Below are 18,706 nucleotides of genomic sequence, written 5' to 3' on the forward strand. Positions count from 1 at the left end.
ATAGGCCGGGATCCGGCTACCCGCAACCGCTCGCGGTCGGTCGGTACCTGGTTGCGCAACCAGGCGGCGGTGGAGACTGGCCGGTGTTTGGCCCGTTCCGAACCGCCGAACGCCAGCCGCTACAGGGGTGACGGCGAGCCTTTGCCTTTGGGCAATTCGATTCGTTCGCTTTCTCCCGGCACCCTCGGCCAGTCGCCGGCGGCCCAGCGTTGGCGGGCTTCATCGATACGGGCCGGGTCGCTGGAGACGAAGTTCCAGTTGATCCGCCGTGGACCGTCCAGCGGCGCGCCGCCGAACAGCACGGCGTGGCAGTCGCTGTCGGCGAACAGGGTGGGGGTGGTTCCGATCGGCAGGATCACCAGCGCATGGGGCTCTATGGGCTCGCCATCCAGCTGGGCGTCGCCTTCGAGCACGTACAGGGCGCGCTCCTCGTGTTCGGCGGGGATCAGCAGGGTGGTCGCGGTCTGAAGCTGTAGTTCGGCATACAGGGTCGGGGAGAGCACCGGGACCGGCGATTCCAGGCAGAAACCGCTGCCGGCGATCATGCGGATCTTGACCCCAAGGTTGTCGCTGACCGGCAGGGTCGCGGCCGGGTGGTGGCTGTAGTGCCCCGGGCCTTGTTCATGGGCCTTGGGGGAGGCCAGCCAGACTTGCAGGCCGTGCATGCTGAAGTCGCTGTCGATCAGCGCCTGCGGGGTGCGTTCGACGTGGGCGATGGCGCTGCCGGCAGTCATCCAGCTGACATCCCCCTGGTTCACCACCTGATCGGAACCCAGGCTGTCCTTATGCTGGATCTGCCCCTGGAACAGATAGGTCAGGGTCGACAGGCCGATATGCGGATGCTGGCGGATATTCATGCCCTTGCCCGCGGGGTAGCGGGTTTGCAGCATGTGATCGAAAAACACGAAGGGCCCGACACTGCGGCATTGGGCCGAGGGCAGCGGACGCAGGATGGGTTGGCCTTCAACGTCCTCGGCGCGAGGGCGAATCACGAGCGGTGTGTTCATGGTGCATTCCAGGCTGATCGGGTTATGCCCGGGAGCATAACCCGCTTGTGCAACCCTTGGCGCTATTGGCTGAACGCGCCTTCGGAGAGGTGGGTCTCGATGCTCACCTCGGCGGTGGTCATCAGCTTGTGCACCGGGCAGCGGTCGGCGACGCGATGCAGTTCTTCACGCTGGGCGTCGGTGAGCACGCCTTTGAGGGTCAGCTTGACGTGCAGCGCGTATTTGCCTTTCTGCTCCTGGCTGTTGTCGTGCTTGACCTCGACCGTGACGCCCGTGAGCGGAATCTCTTTTTTCTGCGCATACAGCTTGAGGGTCAGGGCCTTGCAGGCGCCCAGGGCGGCATCGAAGAAGTCGTGGGGTTCCGGCGCGGAGCCTTCGCCACCCAGGGTCTTGGGCAGGTCGGCGAACAATTGGTGGTCATCGATCTGGATGCTGTGGCGGAAACCTTCGCTGGATTCGGTGTTGACGGTGATAGTCATGGCGGACCTCGGGCAGTGGTGAGCAGTCGGAACAGAGGTTGAAAGGTGGTGCAGTTATAGAGCATTACGCTGTCTGTGCGTTCCACTTTTTCTACTTCGTGCTGCCAGGGACACGCTCTGCCCGTCGAGGGTCGAGGGTAGCGATGCAGGTTTGTCATCAGCCTGTCATGCCTGCGTCATAGGCTCGCGCCATCTCAATCAAGGAGCGCGATATGCACCTCACCCGTTTAAGCGCATTGGCGGCGCTGATGATGCTCAGTGGCCTTGCCAATGCTGAAGTCCGTGTCGAAGGACCGGTGGAATATGGTGTGTTTGAGGGGCCGAAGGCCGCGTTGCAGTCGGGTGAGCGGGTGCTGCGGCGCAGCAACGAGAATATCGAGCAGACCGAGATAGTGCCCGCGCGGCTGGGCACCAAGTTCGGCCTGCGTTATCAGCTGGCCGGCAAGGTGGCCGAGGATGTGCCGCTGACCCTGCTGTATTTCACGCCAGGTATCCGTACCCCGGATGGCAAGCGTCACGACAAGCTCGAAGTGACCCAGAAACTGGTGCCGGGCGCGCCGCAGGACATCATGGCCTACGAGTTCACCGAGAGTCATGAAGTGATCCCCGGCGAGTGGCGTTTCATGGTGTTCCAGGGTGACCGTTTGTTGGTTCAGCAGCGTTTTACTGTACGCTGAATCGTTTACGCCCAGGCATCGGAGTGCTTGGGCGTTTTGATATCACGTTTTCGTCTTAAGCAAATTTTCCGGGACCCGATACTTTCAACAGCAGCCCGCTGCATGGCGAATGCAGCGCTTTTGGAAGGAACCGGAGAATGAGCATCAGGAGTCTCAACATTGCACCGCGCGCGGGCCTGGGCTTCGGTCTGCTGGCGCTGATGGTGTTCGGCCTGGGGGCGTTCGCCCTGCTGCAGATGTCGAACATGCGTGCGCAGTCCGACGAGGTCGACAACAACTGGCTGCCCAGTGTGATGTCGGTGGGCGAAATGAATCAGGACCTGCTGCGGGTCCGCGCGCTGACCATGCGCTTGCTGCTCAACCGCAGCCCCCAGGCCCTGGCGCAGAACGAAAGCAAGCTCAATGAGATCAAGAGCGGTATGAAGGTGGCCCAGGAGCGCTATAACGCGCTGATTGTGCTGCCGGAAGAGCGCGTACTGTTCGATCGCTACAAAGCCGCCGAGAAACGTTACCTCGAGCACCAGAACCAGGTGATGGCGCTGTCGCAACAGGGACGGCTAGAGGATGCGGTCGCGGTGGTCAATGGCGAAATGAGCCAGCTGGCCGATGACCTGGCGGGTACCCTCAACGAACTGGTAGCCCTGAACCGGAACAATTCCAACCTGGCCACCGAGCTGGCCCGGGCGGTGTTCAACAGCGCCAAGGTCTGGGTGGTGGTGATGATCGTGGTGGCCGGCCTGATGACCATTGTCCTGGCCCTGTTGCTCACCCGCAGCATTGTGCTGCCGCTCTCGCAGTCGCTGAGCGTGGCCGAAGTGGTGGCCGGTGGCGACCTGACCGAGGACATCCGCATCAGCGGCAAGGATGAGCCGGCGCGCCTGCTACAGGCGCTCAAGGCCATGCAGCACAGCCTGCGGGAGACCATCCGGCGCATCGCCGACTCTTCCAGCCAGTTGGCCTCTGCCTCGGAGGAGCTCAATTGCGTGACCGAGGACGCCACCCGTGGCCTGCATCAGCAGAGCCAGGAAATCGAGCAGGCGGCGACGGCGGTGAACCAGATGACCGCCGCGGTGGAGGAGGTGGCCAGCAATGCCGTGGCGACATCCGAAGCCTCCCGTCAGTCCGACCTGATTGCCCAGCATGGGCGTGAGCAGGTGCGGCAGACAGTGCAGTCCATCGAGTCCTTGGCCGACGACGTGACCGCCAACGCCTCCCAGGTCGAAGAGCTGGCGCAGAAGGTCTATGGCATCAGCAAGGTGCTCGATGTGATTCGCTCGGTGGCCGAGCAGACCAACCTGCTGGCTCTGAATGCGGCCATCGAGGCGGCACGGGCCGGGGATGCCGGCCGCGGGTTTGCGGTGGTGGCGGACGAGGTACGGGCACTGGCTCATCGCACCCAGCAATCGACCCAGGAAATCGAGCAGATGATCGGCGGCATTCAGCAGGGCACCGACCAGGCTGTCAGCTCCATGCAGCAGAGCAACAGCCGGGCCCGCTCGACCCTGGAGCTGGCCAAGGCGGCGGGGGCGGCGCTGGAGGAAATCGCCGGGGCGATCACCCTGATCAACGAGCGCAACACGGTGATTGCCAGCGCCTCGGAGGAGCAGGCGGCGGTGGCCAGGGAGGTGGACCGCAACCTTATGAACATCCGCGACCTGGCCATGCAGACCTCGGCCGGGGCCAACCAGACCAGCGCCGCGAGCCAGGAGCTGTCGCGACTGGCGGTGGACCTGAACACCCTGGTGGCGCGCTTTTCGGTGTAAGTGCTTTGATACCAGGGAAAACAATCGCCCAATAAAAAACGCCCCGAACCAGTCGGGGCGTTTTTCATGTGGCGAAGCAGCGGGGCTTACTTGCCCTGCCAGCGCTTCAGGACCAGGGTGGCGTTGGTGCCGCCGAAGCCGAAGCTGTTGCTCATCACGGTGTTGATGGTGGCGTCTTCGCGAGTCTTGGTCAGGATCGGCATATCGGCCACTTCCGGATCCAGCTCGTCGATGTTGGCCGAACCTGCCATGAAGTTGCCTTCCATCATCAGCAGGCAGTAGATCGCTTCGTGAACGCCGGCGGCGCCCAGGGAGTGACCCGACAGGCTCTTGGTGGAGCTGATGGCTGGAGCCTTGTCGCCGAACACTTCACGCACACCTTTCATTTCCGCGACGTCGCCGACCGGAGTCGAGGTGCCGTGGGTGTTCAGGTAGTCGATCGGTGCGTCGACGGTGGACATGGCCATCTGCATGCAACGGATTGCACCTTCGCCGCTTGGCGCCACCATGTCGTAGCCGTCGGACGTCGCGCCGTAGCCAACGATTTCGGCGTAGATCTTCGCGCCACGGGCCAGGGCGTGTTCCAGCTCCTCGACTACTACCATGCCGCCACCGCCGGCGATGACAAAACCGTCACGGTCGGCGTCGTAGGCGCGGGAGGCTTGTTCCGGGGTGTCATTGCGCTTGCTGGACAGGGCGCCCATGGCGTCGAACAGGAACGACTGGCTCCAGTGTTCTTCTTCACCGCCGCCGGCGAACACGATGTCCTGCTTGCCCATCTGGATCTGTTCCATGGCGGTACCGATGCAGTGAGCACTGGTGGCGCAGGCGGAAGCGATGGAGTAGTTCAGGCCCTTGATCTTGAACGGAGTGGCCAGGCAGGCGGAAACGGTGCTGCTCATGGTCCGCGTTACGCGGTATGGGCCGACGCGCTTGACGCCTTTCTCGCGCAGGATGTCCAGCGCTTCCATCTGGTTCAGGGTCGAGGCGCCGCCGGAGCCGGCGATCAGGCCGGTACGCGGGTTGGAAACCTGCTCTTCGGTCAGGCCGGAATCGGCGATGGCGTCTTTCATGGCCAGGTAGGCGTAAGCCGCCGCGTGGCCGACGAAGCGATAGATCTTGCGATCGATCAGCTCTTCGAGGTTGAGGTCAATGGAGCCGGAAACCTGGCTACGCAGACCCATTTCGGCATATTCCGGGTTGAAGCGGATGCCAGGGCGACTTGCACGCAGGTTAGCGGAGACGGTCTCTTTGTCATTGCCCAGGCACGAAACGATGCCCAGACCAGTGATAACGACGCGGCGCATGCGGATAACCCTTAGAAGTTGTCAGTGGAGGTGAAAACGCCGACCCGGAGGCCTTCGGCGGTGTAGATCTCGCGGCCGTCGACGCTGACCGAGCCATCGGCGATGGCCATGTTCAGCTTGCCCTTGAGGACGCGCTTGATATGAATGTTATAGGTAACTTTCTTGGCGGTTGGCAGCACCTGACCAAAGAACTTCACTTCGCCCGAACCCAGGGCGCGACCGCGGCCCGGCAGGCCTTGCCAGCCCAGGAAGAAGCCGACCAGTTGCCACATGGCGTCGAGGCCCAGGCAGCCCGGCATCACCGGATCGCCTTCGAAGTGGCAGGCGAAGAACCACAGGTCGGGGGTGATATCCAGCTCGGCGACCAATTCACCTTTGCCGTACTTGCCACCCTCTTGGCTGATATGAGCGATGCGATCCACCATCAGCATGTTCGGGGCGGGCAGTTGCGCGTTACCTGGGCCGAACAGCTCACCGCGACTGCAGCGCAGCAGATCTTCCCGAGTAAAGGCGTTTTGTTTGGTCATGCGAGCTCCTCAATAGTCCCATGCGGCAGGGTGGGGCAAATCTTCCCGGCCGATCGAAGCGTTCATGCCTCGAGCCGGCAGCCTACTCATAGACTATTGCGTTGTGGTGAAAGTCACAGCACAAGGGACATGAATGTACACTTGTGCACTGAAATTATTATACAGGCCCTGTGAGGGGCCTGTTCGGGTGCCTAAGACTGCCGCACTTTCGCCCTTCACGCCAGTCGCAGATGGTCGATAAATGGCCGCTACTGCACCCAACGTTGGAGAATTTGCTGCAGATCCGTGCGTTTGAACGGCTTGGCCAGGTAATCGTTCATGCCCGCCGACAGACAGGCTTCGCGGTCGCCCTGCAAGGCGTTGGCGGTCAAGGCGATGATCGGCAGGTCGGCGCATCCGGGCAGTTGGCGGATCTGCCGGGTGGCCTCGTAACCGTCGATCAGCGGCAGCCGGCAATCCATCAGGATCGCCTCGAAGATCAGGCTTTCGGCGCTGCGAATGGCCTGGGCACCGTCGGTGGCAATGCTGACCGTGAAGCCCAGGCTGCGCAGCATGGCCTGGATCACGGTCTGGTTGACCGGGTTGTCTTCCACCAACAGCACGTTGCGCCCCTCGCCATGGGTATGCCCGCTGTGCACCCGCGGGGCCAGCACCGGCAGGCTTTGCTGGTACAGCGCCAGCGGGATCTCCAGGGTGAACACCGAGCCGCGGCCTTCCTCGCTCTGGGCGCGCAGGGTGCCGCCCATGCGTTCGGCCAGGGTGCGGGCGATCGGTAGCCCCAGGCCGGTACCGCCGTAACGCCGGGAAATCGAACTGTCGGCCTGCTGGAAGGCGTTGAACATCAGTTCCAGGCTTTGCGGGCTGATGCCGATCCCGCTGTCGCGCACGGTACAGGTGAACCACAGCAGTTCATGGTCCAGGGCCTGCCATTGCGGCTCGATGGTGACGCTGCCTTGTTCGGTGAACTTCAAGGCGTTGCCGATCAGGTTCACCAGGATCTGCCGGATCCGCGTCGGGTCGCCCTTGACTTGCAGCGACTCCATGCCGGGCGGCAGCCGCAGTTGCAGGTCCAGCCCGCGCTGCGCGGCGCTGTGCTGGAAGGCCTGGGCCGAGCTGCCGATGAGTTCGGCGAGGTTGAACGGGATGTGCTCCAGCTCCAGGGCCGAGCGCTCGATGCGCGAGAAGTCGAGGATGTCGTTGATCACCTTGAGCAGGTGCTCGGTGGACTCGGAGGCCAGCGCCGCGTATTCGTGCTGCTCATCGGTCATCTCGGTGGTTTCGAGCAGTTGCAGCATGCCCAGTACGCCGTTCATGGGCGTGCGCAGTTCATGGCTCATCATCGCCAGGAAGTCCGACTTGGCGTTATTGGCCCGCTCCGCTTCTTCGCGGGTCTGGATCAATTGCGCCATGGCCTGGTGCTGCTCGCGGCTGGCCTGCTCGAGGCCGGCGGCGAGGTTGTTGATGTGCCGCGAAAGATCGCCCAGCTCGGCATCGTCGACAATCGGCAGCGGGGTCTTGAAGTCACCCTGTTGAATGGCCTTGACTGCGGTGCCCATGGCGCTGATCGGCTGCGACAGGCTGGCCGCCAGGCGGCGGGCCAAAAGGAAGGTGAACAGCAGGGCGAACAGCGCGAGGATGCCGGCCTTGAACAGGATTTCCTGCTGACGCTGGCTGAAGGCGTCGTTGGACATGCCGACGATCACCCGCCCCAGGTAGTCCGCGTTGGGGGTAGTGCTGGCGCCCGGGTCGTCCTGGAAGAAATTGTTGTTGAGCTGGATGCGTTGCAGGCGCACCGGGGCCTGGAACACTTCCACCTGCTGCGAGCGGCTGTGGGTCTCCGAAGGCTGCTCGACGTACACCAGGATCTTGTTGCGGCTGTCCTGGACTTCGAGAAAGCGCACATGGGGCGTGGACAGGGTGGCCTTGAGCAGGCTTTCCAGGCCTTCGCTGTTGCCCGAAATCACCCCGTACTCGGTGGCCGGCGCCAGCTGGTTGGCGATCAACTGACCGGTGTGGTTCAGCTCCTGGCGCAGGTCCTGGATCCGCACGAAGGTAAAGAAGCTGATCAGCAGCAGGGTCAGCAGCAGCGCCGGGCCGAGGCAGATGATCTGGGTGCGGGTACTGATGTCCCAACGGCGACGGAAGGTCATGGGCGTTTTTCTCCTTCGGCCAGCTGGGTCGCCACCAATTGCTCGTCAATCGGTTCGACACCCAGGGAGCGTGCCACTTGCGGGTTGCTCAACACCTTGAACGGTTGCGGATACAGGGTACGCGGCCAGTGGGTCGTGGGCCGGTCCAGCAAGTCGTCGAGCACCTGCAGCCAGTCGTCCTGGTCGCTGTAGGTGCTGGCCAGGCTGCCGGCCTTGACGAAGCCGGCATTGGGGCCGATCAGCGCCAGCTGCCGGGCATAGCTGCTCAATAACAGATTCTTCGCGGTTTTCGGGTTGTACAGCTGCGGGTCGTCCAGACCCAGCAGGACGTCGCTGCTTTTCAACAGGCTTTGCAACGGGCGGCTGTCATTGGTGTCGTCCCAGCGCTCGGCGATGATTTCCAGCCCCAGGGGATGGGCGGCCTGGTGCAGTTCCTTGAGCAGGAATTCGCTGTCGGCGCCGTAGAGCACGCCGATCCGCCGGGCCTGGGGGAGGATCTTGCGGATCAGTTGCAATTGCCGAGCCAGCGGCGGGTCGCTCCATAACAGGCTCAGCCGGGGCGAGGGCGTTGCCCCCAGGCGCTGCTGGGCCTGGATCCGGCCGATGCGCAGCACCAGCGTGGCCGGGCCCTGGGCGTCCTGCTGGCGCCATTCGAGGCTGGCCGGGTCGAGCAGGATCAATCGGGTGCCCGCTGGCAATTGACCGGGGGCAGGCAGGTTGGCCAGGGGTTCGAAGCGTACGTCGTCCTGTGGCCGCTGTTGCGCCAGTGCCTGGGCAAAGGCCTGTACGCCGGCGCTGTCTTCGGCGCCGGTCAGCAACACCTGGGCCGCCCATGCGGGGAATACACCCCAGAGGCAACAGAACAGCAGCAGGCGAACCCGGAAACGGTTCAAGGTGGCGTCATCCCTGACTGACGGTGGCTCATGCTAGAACGTCAACTCCGCACTGAAGTAGAGGACGTGGTGCGAGTCATAGTTGTTGTCGACAAAGGTGGTGGGCTCGTCGTCGAGCCGTTGCTGGAGCACGCCGGCCAGCTCCAGGCTGCCCTTGCCCAGGGGGAAACGCTTGGCGACGCGGGTATCGACCCGTTCGAAGCGGTAACCGTTGAGCGCGCTGGAACCATAATAGAAGAGGGCGCTGGACCAGCCCTGGCCCCAGTCGCGCAACCAGCCCGCCGAGCCGCTGTGGCGCGCGGTCAATTGCTCGTCCAGCGGGTTGCTGGCCTCGGCGTCGACATAGGCGTACGTCAGGCGCAGCCGGTCCGCCGGGTTCAGGCGCCAGTCCAGCTGGGTTTCAGTGCCGGCGAAGCGTGAGCTGTTGCTGTTGCTGGCGATGTACTGGTTGTTGCGCAGCGGCTCGCTGATCATCCCGCTGATTTCGTCGTAGAACAGCTTCACATCGAGGTTCAGCCCGAGATCGGCGAAAAAGCCGTTGTAGCCCAGCTCCCGCGAGCGCATGCGCTCCTGGTCGAGGTTGCCCGGGCCGCGGGTCTTGACGAAATACTGGGCGCTGGGCTGGCCGTAGGCGGTCGGGCTCAGCTTGGTGACCCGGTAGCTCCAGTTGACGTTGTTCTCGAACATGTCCGGCGAGCGGATCGCTTCCGAATACACCGCCCGCAGGCCATGGCGCGGGTTGATCAGGTAGTTGACCGCCACCCGCGGGGTCAGCGAGCTGCCGCTCAGCTGCGAGTCCTCGAACATGGCGCCGCCCTGCAGCAGCCAGTGCTCGGTGGCGCGCCATTCCAGTTGGCCGAACGCACGCCAGGTGCTGTCGTCGAGGGTGCCGTTGAAATAGGTTTCCGAATCGGCGCGGTCGTAGCGATAGTTCAGGCCGCTGACCAGGCGCACGCCGTCGGACAGGCTCAGGGTGTCCTGCAGTTCGAGGTCGTAGCGCGACTCGCGGGCGCTCTGGTCGATATCCCCGCAGACCGTGCGCTTGGCGCCGTCCTTCCATTGGGTCAGCACCTGGTTGGCCAGGGCCTGTTCGGCCGCGGTGCCTGGTGGGGCGCCGGAGCCGGTGAAATTGTCCATGTGCCGGGCTAGCAGTTCGGCGTAGTTCGGGTTGAGCTGCCAGAGGCGGGTCAGTTCCGGGCTGAACGACACTTCGGCGTCACAGGCGCGCCAGTTCTGCTGGCGGTCCCAGTGCTGGGCCGAGCCTTGTATATAAAGGCTGTGGTCCGGGTTGATGTCCAGGTTCCAGCGCAGCGAGGCGGCATAGTCCTTGGCGATCACATCGGAGTTGTAGCCGGCCGAGGTGATACCGGAGAACACCGGGCGGTAGGTATAGGGGCGCTGGTTGCTGCCTTCCTTGGCGCTGAGCTGCCAGTCGATGCTCTGCTGCTCGTTGAGCATCTGGCTGACCGACAGGCTGAAGCGGTTCAAGCGCCGGCTGTCGCGGTAGTCGGCGCCGTTGCGATCGCTGTCGAAGCCGTCGTCCTCCTGCCCGGAGAGCGACAGGCGCAGGTCGCCGGTGTCCCAGCCGGTGCCCTGGCTGGCGTACCAGTCGCTGATACCGCGCTGGCCGCGGGTGACCTTGACCCGCGTGCCGTGGCTGTTGGCGGGCGAGCGGGTGATGATATTGATCACCGCCATCAGCGCGTTGGCGCCGTAACTGACGGTATTGGGGCCGCGGAACACCTCGATGCGCTCGATGTCCTCCATGGCCACCGGGATATCGCTCCAGTCCACGGTGGCCAGGCCCGCCCGGTACACCGAGCGCCCGTCGATCAGCACCTGCATGCGCCGCGCTTCGCTGGCATTGGTGCCGTGATAGTTCACCGCGGCCTGGTTGCCGCTGATATTGCCGACCATCATCCCCGGCACCAGGCGCAGCAGTTCGCTGATGTCGCGGGCGCCGCTGGCGTTGATCAGTTCGCTGTCGAGCACGGTCATGCTGCCGGGCACGGCCGCGGGGGACTGTTTCAGACGGGTGGCGGTGAGGATTTCCGGCAGCGGCTGGCTGTCCAGGAACAGATCGTCGGCCAGCGCCGGGGTGCTGCAAAGCAGCGCCAGCAAGAGCGATGGGCGGGAGAGGGGAGGGCCAGGATACACGGCACAGCCTTGATAACGGGTAATTGCCGCGCATGTTAACCGAGATGACCGGGTTTTCCAGTCGATAACCCCGACATTCCAGGTTCAAATCGGTGTTTTCCCGGCATTTGTGCCTAATTGTTCACGGGGCTGGCCGCCGCAGGGCCGCCCCGTATAATGCCGCCATCGCCACTGTATGGATTGACGGATTGCATATGACTGAACAGCGCCCTATCGCGGTCCTGGGAGGCGGAAGCTTTGGTACCGCCGTGGCCAATCTGCTGGCCGAGAACGGTCATCGGGTGCGGCAGTGGATGCGCGACCCGGAGCAGGCGGAGGCCATTCGCATTCATCGCGAGAATCCGCGTTACCTCAAAGGCATCAAGATTCATCCGGCGGTGGAGCCGGTGACCGATCTTCTGGCCACCCTGAACGACAGTGACCTGTGTTTTGTCGCCTTGCCTTCCAGCGCCCTGCGCTCGGTGCTGGCGCCCCATGCGCAGCTGCTCGCCGGCAAGCTGCTGGTCAGCTTGACCAAGGGCATCGAGGCGCAGACCTTCAAGCTGATGAGCGAAATCCTCGAAGATATCGCCCCGCAAGCGCGGATCGGTGTGCTGTCGGGGCCGAACCTGGCCCGTGAAGTGGCCGAACACGCCTTGACCGCCACCGTGGTCGCCAGCGAAGACGAAGAACTCTGCCAGCGCGTGCAGGCGGCCCTGCATGGCCGTACCTTCCGCGTCTATGCCAGTGCCGACCGCTTCGGCGTCGAGCTGGGCGGGGCGTTGAAGAACGTCTACGCGATCATCGCCGGCATGGCCGTGGCGCTGGGCATGGGGGAAAACACCAAGAGCATGCTGATTACCCGGGCGCTGGCGGAAATGACCCGTTTCGCCGTCAGCCAGGGCGCCAACCCGATGACCTTCCTCGGCCTGGCGGGGGTCGGCGATCTGATCGTCACCTGCTCGTCGCCCAAGAGCCGCAACTATCAGGTCGGTTTCGCCCTCGGCGAGGGCCTGAGCCTGGAGGAGGCGGTGGACCGGCTCGGCGAGGTGGCCGAAGGCGTGAACACCCTCAAGGTGCTCAAGGTCAAGGCCCAGGAAGTGGGCGTATATATGCCGCTGGTGGCCGGATTACATGCCATCCTGTTTGAGGGGCGCACGCTGAATCAGGTCATCGAGCTGCTGATGCGTGGCGAGCCGAAAACCGATGTCGACTTTATCTCCACCAGTGGTTTCAACTGAGCAGGACAGGAGCGAGACATGAACGATACGAATTCCGAAGCCAAGTACGAATCCATCCTCCTGCGTGTGCTGTGGATGCTGGTGTTCGTGCTGGTCTGGCAAGTGGCGCAATTCATCCTCGGCGCGCTGGTGCTGGTGCAGCTGATCTACCGCCTGATATACGGCTCGCCGAGTGCCAGCCTGATGAACTTCGGCGACAGCCTGAGCCAGTTCCTGGCGCAGATCGGTCGCTTCGGCAGTTTCCACACCGACCAGAAGCCTTGGCCGTTCGCCGACTGGCCGGCCCCGCGGGCCCCTGAAGGCGAAGCGCCGCATGTGGTGCCACCGGCGCCCCATCCGGTCCGTGACGAGGAGCCCAAGCTGTGAAGCTCTGGGTGTTGCGACATGGTGAAGCCGAGCCGCATGCGCGCAGCGACGCCGAGCGCAACCTGACCGAGCATGGCCGCCAGGAAGCGCTGCGCAGCGCCGCGCACCTGATCGGCCAGCCGCTCAGTGCGATCATCGCCAGCCCTTATGCGCGGGCGCAGCAGACGGCGAAGCTGGTGCGCGAAGCCCTGGGCTTCGAAGCGGAAATCCGCACAGTGTCCTGGCTGACGCCGGACAACAACCCGCTGTCGGTGGTCGCCCAGCTCGACTCGGCGGACAACGTGCTGCTGGTCAGCCACCAGCCGCTGGTGGGCAACCTGATCGGCCTTCTGCAGCACGGCCATCTGCGCAATCCCCAGCCGATGCACACGGCGGGCCTGGCGGAGCTCGAAGGCGACTGGCCGCTGGCCGGCCTGATGACCCTCAACAGCATCAAGAATCCCTGAGCCCCTAAGATGTAGGAGCGAGGCTTGCCCGCGATAAAAGGGTACCGCGTAGTTTCAGGCACTCCGTGTCGCGGCCTTTCGCGGGCAAGCCTCGCTCCTACGACGATCTGTTCTTTTCGCTACATTTCTTAACTTGCAGCGTTTCTTTGTGCGTGGAATAGTCGCCCGAGCAAGTGCTTGGTTGGCTAGCCTCACGATCAGAACAAAAACAAAGGAGCGAGTCGCATGTCTGCTGCTTTTCGTTTGCCGCTGGAAGTGTTCTACGAGCGCGAAGCTCGTCATCCCCGCCAACGTTTCCTGGTCCAGCCCCTGGGTGGTGGCCGGGTTGAAGAGCTGACCTGGGCCGAGGTCGGCCACCAGGCCCGCTGCGCCGCCCACTGGTTGCGCGCCCGCGAGCTGCCGCCGGGTAGTCATGTCGCGATCATTTCCAAGAACTGTGCCCACTGGATCATCGCCGACCTGGCGATCTGGATGGCCGGTCACGTTTCCGTGCCCCTGTATCCCAACCTGACCGCCGATTCGGTGGCCCAGGTGCTGGAGCATTCCGAGTCGGCCCTGGTGTTCATCGGCAAGCTCGATGACTGGCCGGCGATGGCCCCCGGGGTGAAACCCGGGTTGCCGACCATCAGCCTGCCGATCTGCCCCGAAGGCCGCTTCGACTTCAGCTGGGACCAGTTGCAGCAGTGCTCGCCGATCCAGGACGACCCCAATCCCGCCACCGAGCAACTGGCGACCATCATTTACACCTCGGGCACCACCGGCCTGCCCAAGGGCGTGATGCACAGCTTCGGCACCCTGGGTTTTGCGGCGACGCGCGGCACCCAGCTGTTCGGCCTTGGGCCGACCGACCGGCTACTGTCCTACCTGCCGCTGTGCCATGTGGCCGAGCGCATGTTCGTCGAGCTGGCGGCGATCTACACCGGGCAGACGGTGTTCTTCGCCGAGAGCCTTGAGACCTTTCTCACCGACTTGCAGCGGGCGCGACCCACGGCGCTGTTCGGCGTGCCGCGGATCTGGACCAAGTTCCAGATGGGCGTGTACGGCAAGATCCCGGCCAGGCGCCTGGATTTCCTGCTGGGCCTGCCCTTCATCGGCAAACGGGTCGGGCACAAGGTGCTGGCCGGGCTGGGGCTGGATGCCCTGCGGGTCGCTTTGTCCGGCGCTGCGCCGGTGCCGCAGACTTTGTTGAACTGGTACCAGCGCCTGGGCCTTGACGTGCTGGAGGTGTACGGCATGACCGAAAGCTGCGGTTATTCCCACATCGGTCGCAGCGGCCAGCATGTACCCGGTTGGATCGGCCGGCCCTGTCCGGACGTCGAGGTGCGGATCGACGAGTCCGGAGAGGTCCAGGTGCGCAGCGGGGCGACCATGCTCGGCTACTTCAAGGACCCGCAGAAGACCGCGGAAACCGTCACTGCGGATGGTTTCCTGCGCACCGGCGACAAGGGTGAGCAGGACGCCGACGGCAATCTGCGCCTGACCGGGCGGCTCAAGGAAATCTTCAAGACCAGCAAGGGCAAGTACGTGGCCCCGGCGCCGATCGAGAACCGGCTGGCGGTGCATTCGCGGATCGAGCAGGTGTGCGTGGTCGGCGATGGCCTGAGTGCGCCGCTGGGCTTGTGCGTGTTGTCCGCGGCCGGTTTGCAGGACGCCTCCGGCGGTGCCCGTGGTGGCTTGCATGCGAGCCTGGAAAGCCTTCTCGATGAGGTCAACGGCGCGCTCGACAAACATGAACGCTTGCACCGCCTGGTGGTGGTGAAGGACAGTTGGGCAGTGGAAAATGGCTTTCTGACCCCGACCCTGAAGATCAAGCGCAATGTCATCGAAGCCGCCTACGGCGAGCGCTTCAAAGAGTGGAGCGAGCACTCCGAAGCGGTGCTGTGGCAGGATTGAGCGCGGATAACCACCCTAAAGGATGCAGTGATGAGCCTATGGCGTACCACCCCGAACATCGAGCAACTGAACGCGATCCAGAAAAACACCATCGGTGAGGTGCTGGATATCCGCTTCGAGTCCTTCGACGACGAATCCCTGACCGCCAGCATGGTGATCGACCATCGCACCCACCAGCCCTATGGCCTGCTGCACGGCGGTGCCTCGGTGGTGCTGGCGGAAACGGTCGGCTCCATGGCCAGCTACCTGTGCATCGATGCCAGCAAGTTCTACTGCGTGGGCCTGGAAATCAATGCCAACCACCTGCGTGGCCTGCGTTCCGGCCGGGTGACGGCGGTGGCCAGGGCGATTCATATCGGGCGTACCACCCATGTCTGGGACATCCGCCTGAGCAGCGACGAAGGCAAGGCTAGCTGTGTATCGCGCCTGACCATGGCGGTGGTGCCGCTGGGGCAGACGCCGCCGGCACGCTGAGTGGTACCCATAGGCTGAAGCGGAGTGTCATCATTCTTGACCGTTACTGTCATTGCCGTCGGGTAATGGCGTGCGGACAATCAGCCATCGTTTTTTGTTCATGAGTTAGCCGGTATGTCGCAACAGGTGTTTTTCGCTCACGCCAACGGGTTTCCCTCGGGGACCTACGGCAAGTTGTTCGCCGCCCTGGCGCCTGAATATCAAGTGGCGCATTTGCAGCAGCACGCCCACGATCCGCGCTTTCCGGCGGACGACAACTGGCTGAACCTGGTGGACGAACTGATCCACCATCTGCAACAGCAGGCCGAGCCGGTGTGGGGCGTCGGCCATTCCTTCGGCGGCGTCCTGCATCTGCATGCGGCGCTGCGTTGCCCGGAGCTGTATCGCGGGGTGGTGATGCTCGATTCGCCGGTGCTGACCCGCGCTGATCAATGGGTGATTCGCGCCGCCAAGCGTTTCGGTTTTATCGACCGCCTGACCCCCGCCGGCCGGACCCTGGGCCGGCGCGAGGAGTTCAGCGACCTGGAATCGGCGCGCAACTACTTTGCCGGCAAGACCCTGTTTCGCGGCTTCGACCCCGAGTGTTTCGACGCCTACCTGCAACACGGCCTGCATCAGGTCGACGGCCGTTTGCGGCTGCGCTTCGATCCGGCCACCGAGATCAGCATCTATCGCGGCGTGCCGCACACCAGCCCGGGTCGCCCCCGGCAGTTGAAGGTACCGCTGGCGGTGGTGCGCGGGCGGCAGAGCCGGGTGGTGATGAAGCACCACGCCAGCAGTGTCGGGCGCATGCCCCATGGCGAATCCCTGAGCATGCCGGGCGGGCACATGTTCCCGCTGGAGCGCCCGCAGGACACCGCCGCCCTGCTGAAAAAACTCTTCAGCCGCTGGGAAGCCCGCGCCGAACGGAGCTGCGCATGAGCGCCGCGGTAGAAGAAGTCCGCCTGAGCCTGCCGCATATCGAGTTGGCGGCGCACCTGTTTGGCCCCGAGGACGGTCTGCCGGTCATTGCCTTGCACGGCTGGCTGGACAACGCCAACAGCTTCGCGCGGCTGGCGCCCAGGTTGCGTGGCTTGCGCATCGTCGCCCTGGACATGGCCGGGCATGGCCATTCCGGGCACCGGCCCCTGGGCGCCGGTTATGCGCTCTGGGATTACGTGTACGACGTGTTGCAGGTCGCCGAGCAACTGGGCTGGAAACGTTTTGGCCTGCTCGGGCATTCCCTGGGCGCGATCGTCTCGCTGGTGCTGGCCGGCTCGTTGCCCGAGCGGGTGAGCCACCTGGCGCTGATCGACGGGGTGATTCCGCCGACCGCCACCGGTGAGAATGCCGCCGAGCGCATGGGTATGGCTTTGCAGGCCCAGTTGGACCTGCGGGAAAAGCGCAAGCCGGTCTACGCCAGCCTGGACCGCGCCATCGAGGCACGGATGAAGGGCGTGGTCGCGGTCAGCCGCGAAGCCGCCGAACTGCTCGCGCAACGCGGCCTGATGCCGGTCCCGGGGGGCTACACCTGGCGCAGCGACAGCCGCCTGACCCTGGCCTCGCCGTTGCGCCTGACCCAGGAACAGGCCATGACCTTCGTCCAGCGCCTGGCCTGTCCGGCCCACTTGGTGGTGGCGGCCGACGGCATGCTGGCCAAGCACCCGGAGTTGCTGGAGCGGCTACCCTTTAGCCGGGAACAGCTGCCCGGTGGCCATCACCTGCACCTGAACGACGAAGCCGGTGCCATCCTTGTTGCAGACTGTTTCAATAGGTTTTTCGCCGTTTCTTGACTTGCAGCGGGCAACTGTCGAGGCTGGGCGGGTTGAAATGGGAGACAACCATGATAGATCTCTACACCGCTGCGACCCCGAATGGCCACAAGGTCTCTATCGTGCTCGAGGAACTCGGCCTGCCCTATACGGTGCATGCCCTGAGTTTCGACAAGAAGGAACAGAAGGCTCCAGGCTTTCTCAAGATCAACCCCAATGGCCGGATTCCGGCGATTGTCGACCGCGCCAACGGCGATTTCGCCGTGTTCGAGTCCGGCGCGATTCTTATCTACCTGGCTGAACTCAGTGGGCAGCTGCTGCCTAGCGACCCCAAGGGCCGCTCCCGGGTGATCCAGTGGCTGATGTTCCAGATGGGCGGCATCGGCCCGATGCAGGGCCAGGCCAATGTGTTCTTCCGCTACTTTCCGGAAAAGCTCCAGGGCGCCATCGATCGTTACCAGCATGAAACCCGGCGCCTGTACGAGGTGCTCGACACCCGTTTGCAGGAAGTCGAATTCCTTGCCGGCGACTACAGCATTGCCGATATCGCCACCTTTCCCTGGGTGCGTGGCCATGAATGGTCCGGGGTTCCGGTGGAGGGGCTGACGGCCCTGCAACGCTGGATGGCGACCCTCGAGGCACGTCCGGCAGTGCAGCGCGGGCTGCTGGTTCCGCAGCGCACGGATGACGCCAGTGTCATCAAGGGCGCCCAGGCCATGCTGATCCGATGAGAGCACCCATGCGTTTATTCAGTGTCCTGCTGTTGTCTTGTGCCAGCCTGTCCTGTGCCAGTCCCTTGCTGTTCGCCGCCGACTTGCCCGGCAGCCATGACTTGCCGATCGTGCCGCGCATGCCTGACGCGCAGATCGTCGACTACCGCCCGCCGGCCGAGATGGAGCGGATCTATCCCATGGGCTCGATTCGCAAGATCAGCGGCCAGCTGCGTTTCGATGGGCAGGTCGGCGCTCGCGGTACCACCACTTCGGTGACCTACGAGCTGCCACCGGAGCACTCCTCGATTGCGGCCTTTACCGCCGCCCGCGAAGCCTTGCAGGGGCAGGGCGCCGAACTGTTGTTCTGGTGCCAGGCTCGGGATTGCGGGGAAAGCAGCCTGTGGGCCAACGAGGTGTTCGGCAACGCCAAGCTGTATGGCGCCGATGCCCAGCAGGCCTACCTGCTGTTGCGCCGCGCCGCGCCCAACGACAACTCGCTGGTGGCCCTGTACAGCATTACCCGCGGCAATCGCCGGGCGTACCTGCATGTCGAGCAATTCGACGCCAGTACCCCCCTGGGCGAGTTGTTGCCGACCTCGGCCACCCTGTTGCGTCAGCTCAAGGACACCGGCGAGCTGGACCTGCCCAAGCTTGGCGGCGAACCCCAGCCCTCCTGGCTGACCTTGCTGTCGCGCGGGTTGAACCTCGACACCACCTTGCGGGTCAGTGTTTCCGGGCCGAATGCCGAAGCCTGGCGCCAGGCCCTGATCGGCCAGGGCGTGCGCGCGGCACGCATGGAGACCGGCGGCAGCGAGGCGCCTGGCTTGCGCCTTGAACTGCTGCGCTGAATTGCTGCATTGAACGGGCGTAGGCGAACGGGCGA

Annotated in this window: 17 protein-coding genes and 2 pseudogenes; 12 read left to right on the forward strand and 7 right to left on the reverse strand. The window is 64.1% G+C overall.

Going from position 1 to position 18,706, the window contains the following annotated elements:
• Positions 1-119 precede the first annotated feature (119 nt).
• Both C4K38_RS08760 and C4K38_RS08765 read right to left on the reverse strand, forming a co-directional pair.
• Positions 120-1,007 (reverse strand): pirin family protein, encoded by an 888-nt coding sequence (locus C4K38_RS08760; protein WP_053278019.1) that lies wholly within the window; start codon positions 1,005-1,007, stop codon positions 120-122.
• Positions 1,008-1,069: 62 nt separating this feature from the next.
• On the reverse strand, positions 1,070-1,486 hold the full coding sequence (locus C4K38_RS08765; protein WP_007931549.1) for an OsmC family protein: 417 nt from the start codon (positions 1,484-1,486) through the stop codon (positions 1,070-1,072).
• A gap of 212 nt (positions 1,487-1,698) precedes the next feature.
• Here C4K38_RS08765 and C4K38_RS08770 point away from each other — a divergent pair, with 212 nt between their 5' ends.
• From C4K38_RS08770 to C4K38_RS32865, 3 genes and pseudogenes are all read left to right on the forward strand, one after another.
• A complete protein-coding gene (locus C4K38_RS08770) occupies positions 1,699-2,163 on the forward strand; it encodes a DUF3859 domain-containing protein (RefSeq protein ID WP_053278020.1) in 465 nt (154 codons plus the stop codon).
• 200 nt (positions 2,164-2,363) lie between these two features.
• A pseudogene (locus C4K38_RS32860) lies at positions 2,364-3,023 on the forward strand (MCP four helix bundle domain-containing protein); the annotation flags it as partial.
• 306 nt (positions 3,024-3,329) lie between these two features.
• Positions 3,330-3,926 (forward strand): annotated as a pseudogene (locus C4K38_RS32865) (methyl-accepting chemotaxis protein); the annotation flags it as partial.
• Positions 3,927-4,012: 86 nt separating this feature from the next.
• Here the strand turns inward: C4K38_RS32865 and fabB are convergent.
• The 5 genes from fabB to C4K38_RS08800 all read right to left on the reverse strand — a co-directional run bounded on the left by fabB (position 4,013) and on the right by C4K38_RS08800 (position 10,960).
• On the reverse strand, positions 4,013-5,233 hold the full coding sequence (fabB, locus tag C4K38_RS08780) for a beta-ketoacyl-ACP synthase I (protein ID WP_007931556.1): 1,221 nt from the start codon (positions 5,231-5,233) through the stop codon (positions 4,013-4,015).
• Between the two features lie 11 nt (positions 5,234-5,244).
• A complete protein-coding gene (gene fabA, locus C4K38_RS08785; RefSeq protein ID WP_053278022.1) occupies positions 5,245-5,760 on the reverse strand; it encodes a 3-hydroxyacyl-[acyl-carrier-protein] dehydratase FabA in 516 nt (171 codons plus the stop codon).
• Positions 5,761-6,008: 248 nt separating this feature from the next.
• On the reverse strand, positions 6,009-7,910 hold the full coding sequence (locus C4K38_RS08790; protein WP_053278023.1) for an ATP-binding protein: 1,902 nt from the start codon (positions 7,908-7,910) through the stop codon (positions 6,009-6,011).
• A complete protein-coding gene (locus C4K38_RS08795) occupies positions 7,907-8,803 on the reverse strand; it encodes an ABC transporter substrate-binding protein (RefSeq protein ID WP_053278024.1) in 897 nt (298 codons plus the stop codon). Before C4K38_RS08795 ends, C4K38_RS08790 begins: the two co-directional genes overlap by 4 nt.
• A 33-nt stretch (positions 8,804-8,836) precedes the next feature.
• Positions 8,837-10,960, reverse strand: a complete 2,124-nt coding sequence (locus tag C4K38_RS08800; RefSeq protein WP_053278025.1) for a TonB-dependent receptor plug domain-containing protein — start codon at positions 10,958-10,960, stop codon at positions 8,837-8,839.
• Between the two features lie 194 nt (positions 10,961-11,154).
• Between C4K38_RS08800 and C4K38_RS08805 the strand changes: the two genes are divergently transcribed.
• From C4K38_RS08805 to C4K38_RS08845, 9 genes are all read left to right on the forward strand, one after another.
• Entirely contained in the window at positions 11,155-12,180 is a 1,026-nt protein-coding gene (locus tag C4K38_RS08805; protein ID WP_007931569.1) for an NAD(P)H-dependent glycerol-3-phosphate dehydrogenase, read from the forward strand.
• Between the two features lie 18 nt (positions 12,181-12,198).
• On the forward strand, positions 12,199-12,546 hold the full coding sequence (locus tag C4K38_RS08810; RefSeq protein ID WP_007931570.1) for a DUF4389 domain-containing protein: 348 nt from the start codon (positions 12,199-12,201) through the stop codon (positions 12,544-12,546).
• On the forward strand, positions 12,543-12,992 hold the full coding sequence (sixA, locus tag C4K38_RS08815) for a phosphohistidine phosphatase SixA (RefSeq protein ID WP_038580975.1): 450 nt from the start codon (positions 12,543-12,545) through the stop codon (positions 12,990-12,992). Before C4K38_RS08810 ends, sixA begins: the two co-directional genes overlap by 4 nt.
• 225 nt (positions 12,993-13,217) lie before the next feature.
• Positions 13,218-14,885: an AMP-binding protein gene (locus C4K38_RS08820; RefSeq protein WP_053278026.1), complete on the forward strand. Its 1,668-nt coding sequence runs from the start codon at positions 13,218-13,220 to the stop codon at positions 14,883-14,885.
• Between the two features lie 30 nt (positions 14,886-14,915).
• Positions 14,916-15,359, forward strand: a complete 444-nt coding sequence (locus tag C4K38_RS08825) for a hotdog fold thioesterase (RefSeq protein ID WP_038580969.1) — start codon at positions 14,916-14,918, stop codon at positions 15,357-15,359.
• Positions 15,360-15,473: 114 nt separating this feature from the next.
• The gene (locus C4K38_RS08830) at positions 15,474-16,280 is read left to right on the forward strand and encodes an alpha/beta fold hydrolase (RefSeq protein ID WP_053278027.1); all 807 of its coding nucleotides are present in this window, start codon (positions 15,474-15,476) and stop codon (positions 16,278-16,280) included.
• Complete coding sequence (locus C4K38_RS08835; RefSeq protein WP_053278028.1) at positions 16,277-17,131, forward strand: alpha/beta hydrolase; 855 nt, start codon at positions 16,277-16,279, stop codon at positions 17,129-17,131. The genes C4K38_RS08830 and C4K38_RS08835 overlap by 4 nt, the downstream gene beginning before the upstream one ends.
• 50 nt (positions 17,132-17,181) lie before the next feature.
• Positions 17,182-17,841 carry a glutathione S-transferase family protein gene (locus C4K38_RS08840; RefSeq protein ID WP_053278029.1) on the forward strand — a complete coding sequence of 220 codons (660 nt, stop codon included), beginning with the start codon at positions 17,182-17,184 and terminating at the stop codon, positions 17,839-17,841.
• Between the two features lie 8 nt (positions 17,842-17,849).
• Positions 17,850-18,671 (forward strand): DUF4892 domain-containing protein, encoded by an 822-nt coding sequence (locus tag C4K38_RS08845; protein WP_172833181.1) that lies wholly within the window; start codon positions 17,850-17,852, stop codon positions 18,669-18,671.
• Positions 18,672-18,706 lie beyond the last annotated feature (35 nt).

The organism is Pseudomonas chlororaphis subsp. piscium, assembly GCF_003850345.1.
GTDB classification, from domain to species: domain Bacteria; phylum Pseudomonadota; class Gammaproteobacteria; order Pseudomonadales; family Pseudomonadaceae; genus Aquipseudomonas; species Aquipseudomonas piscium.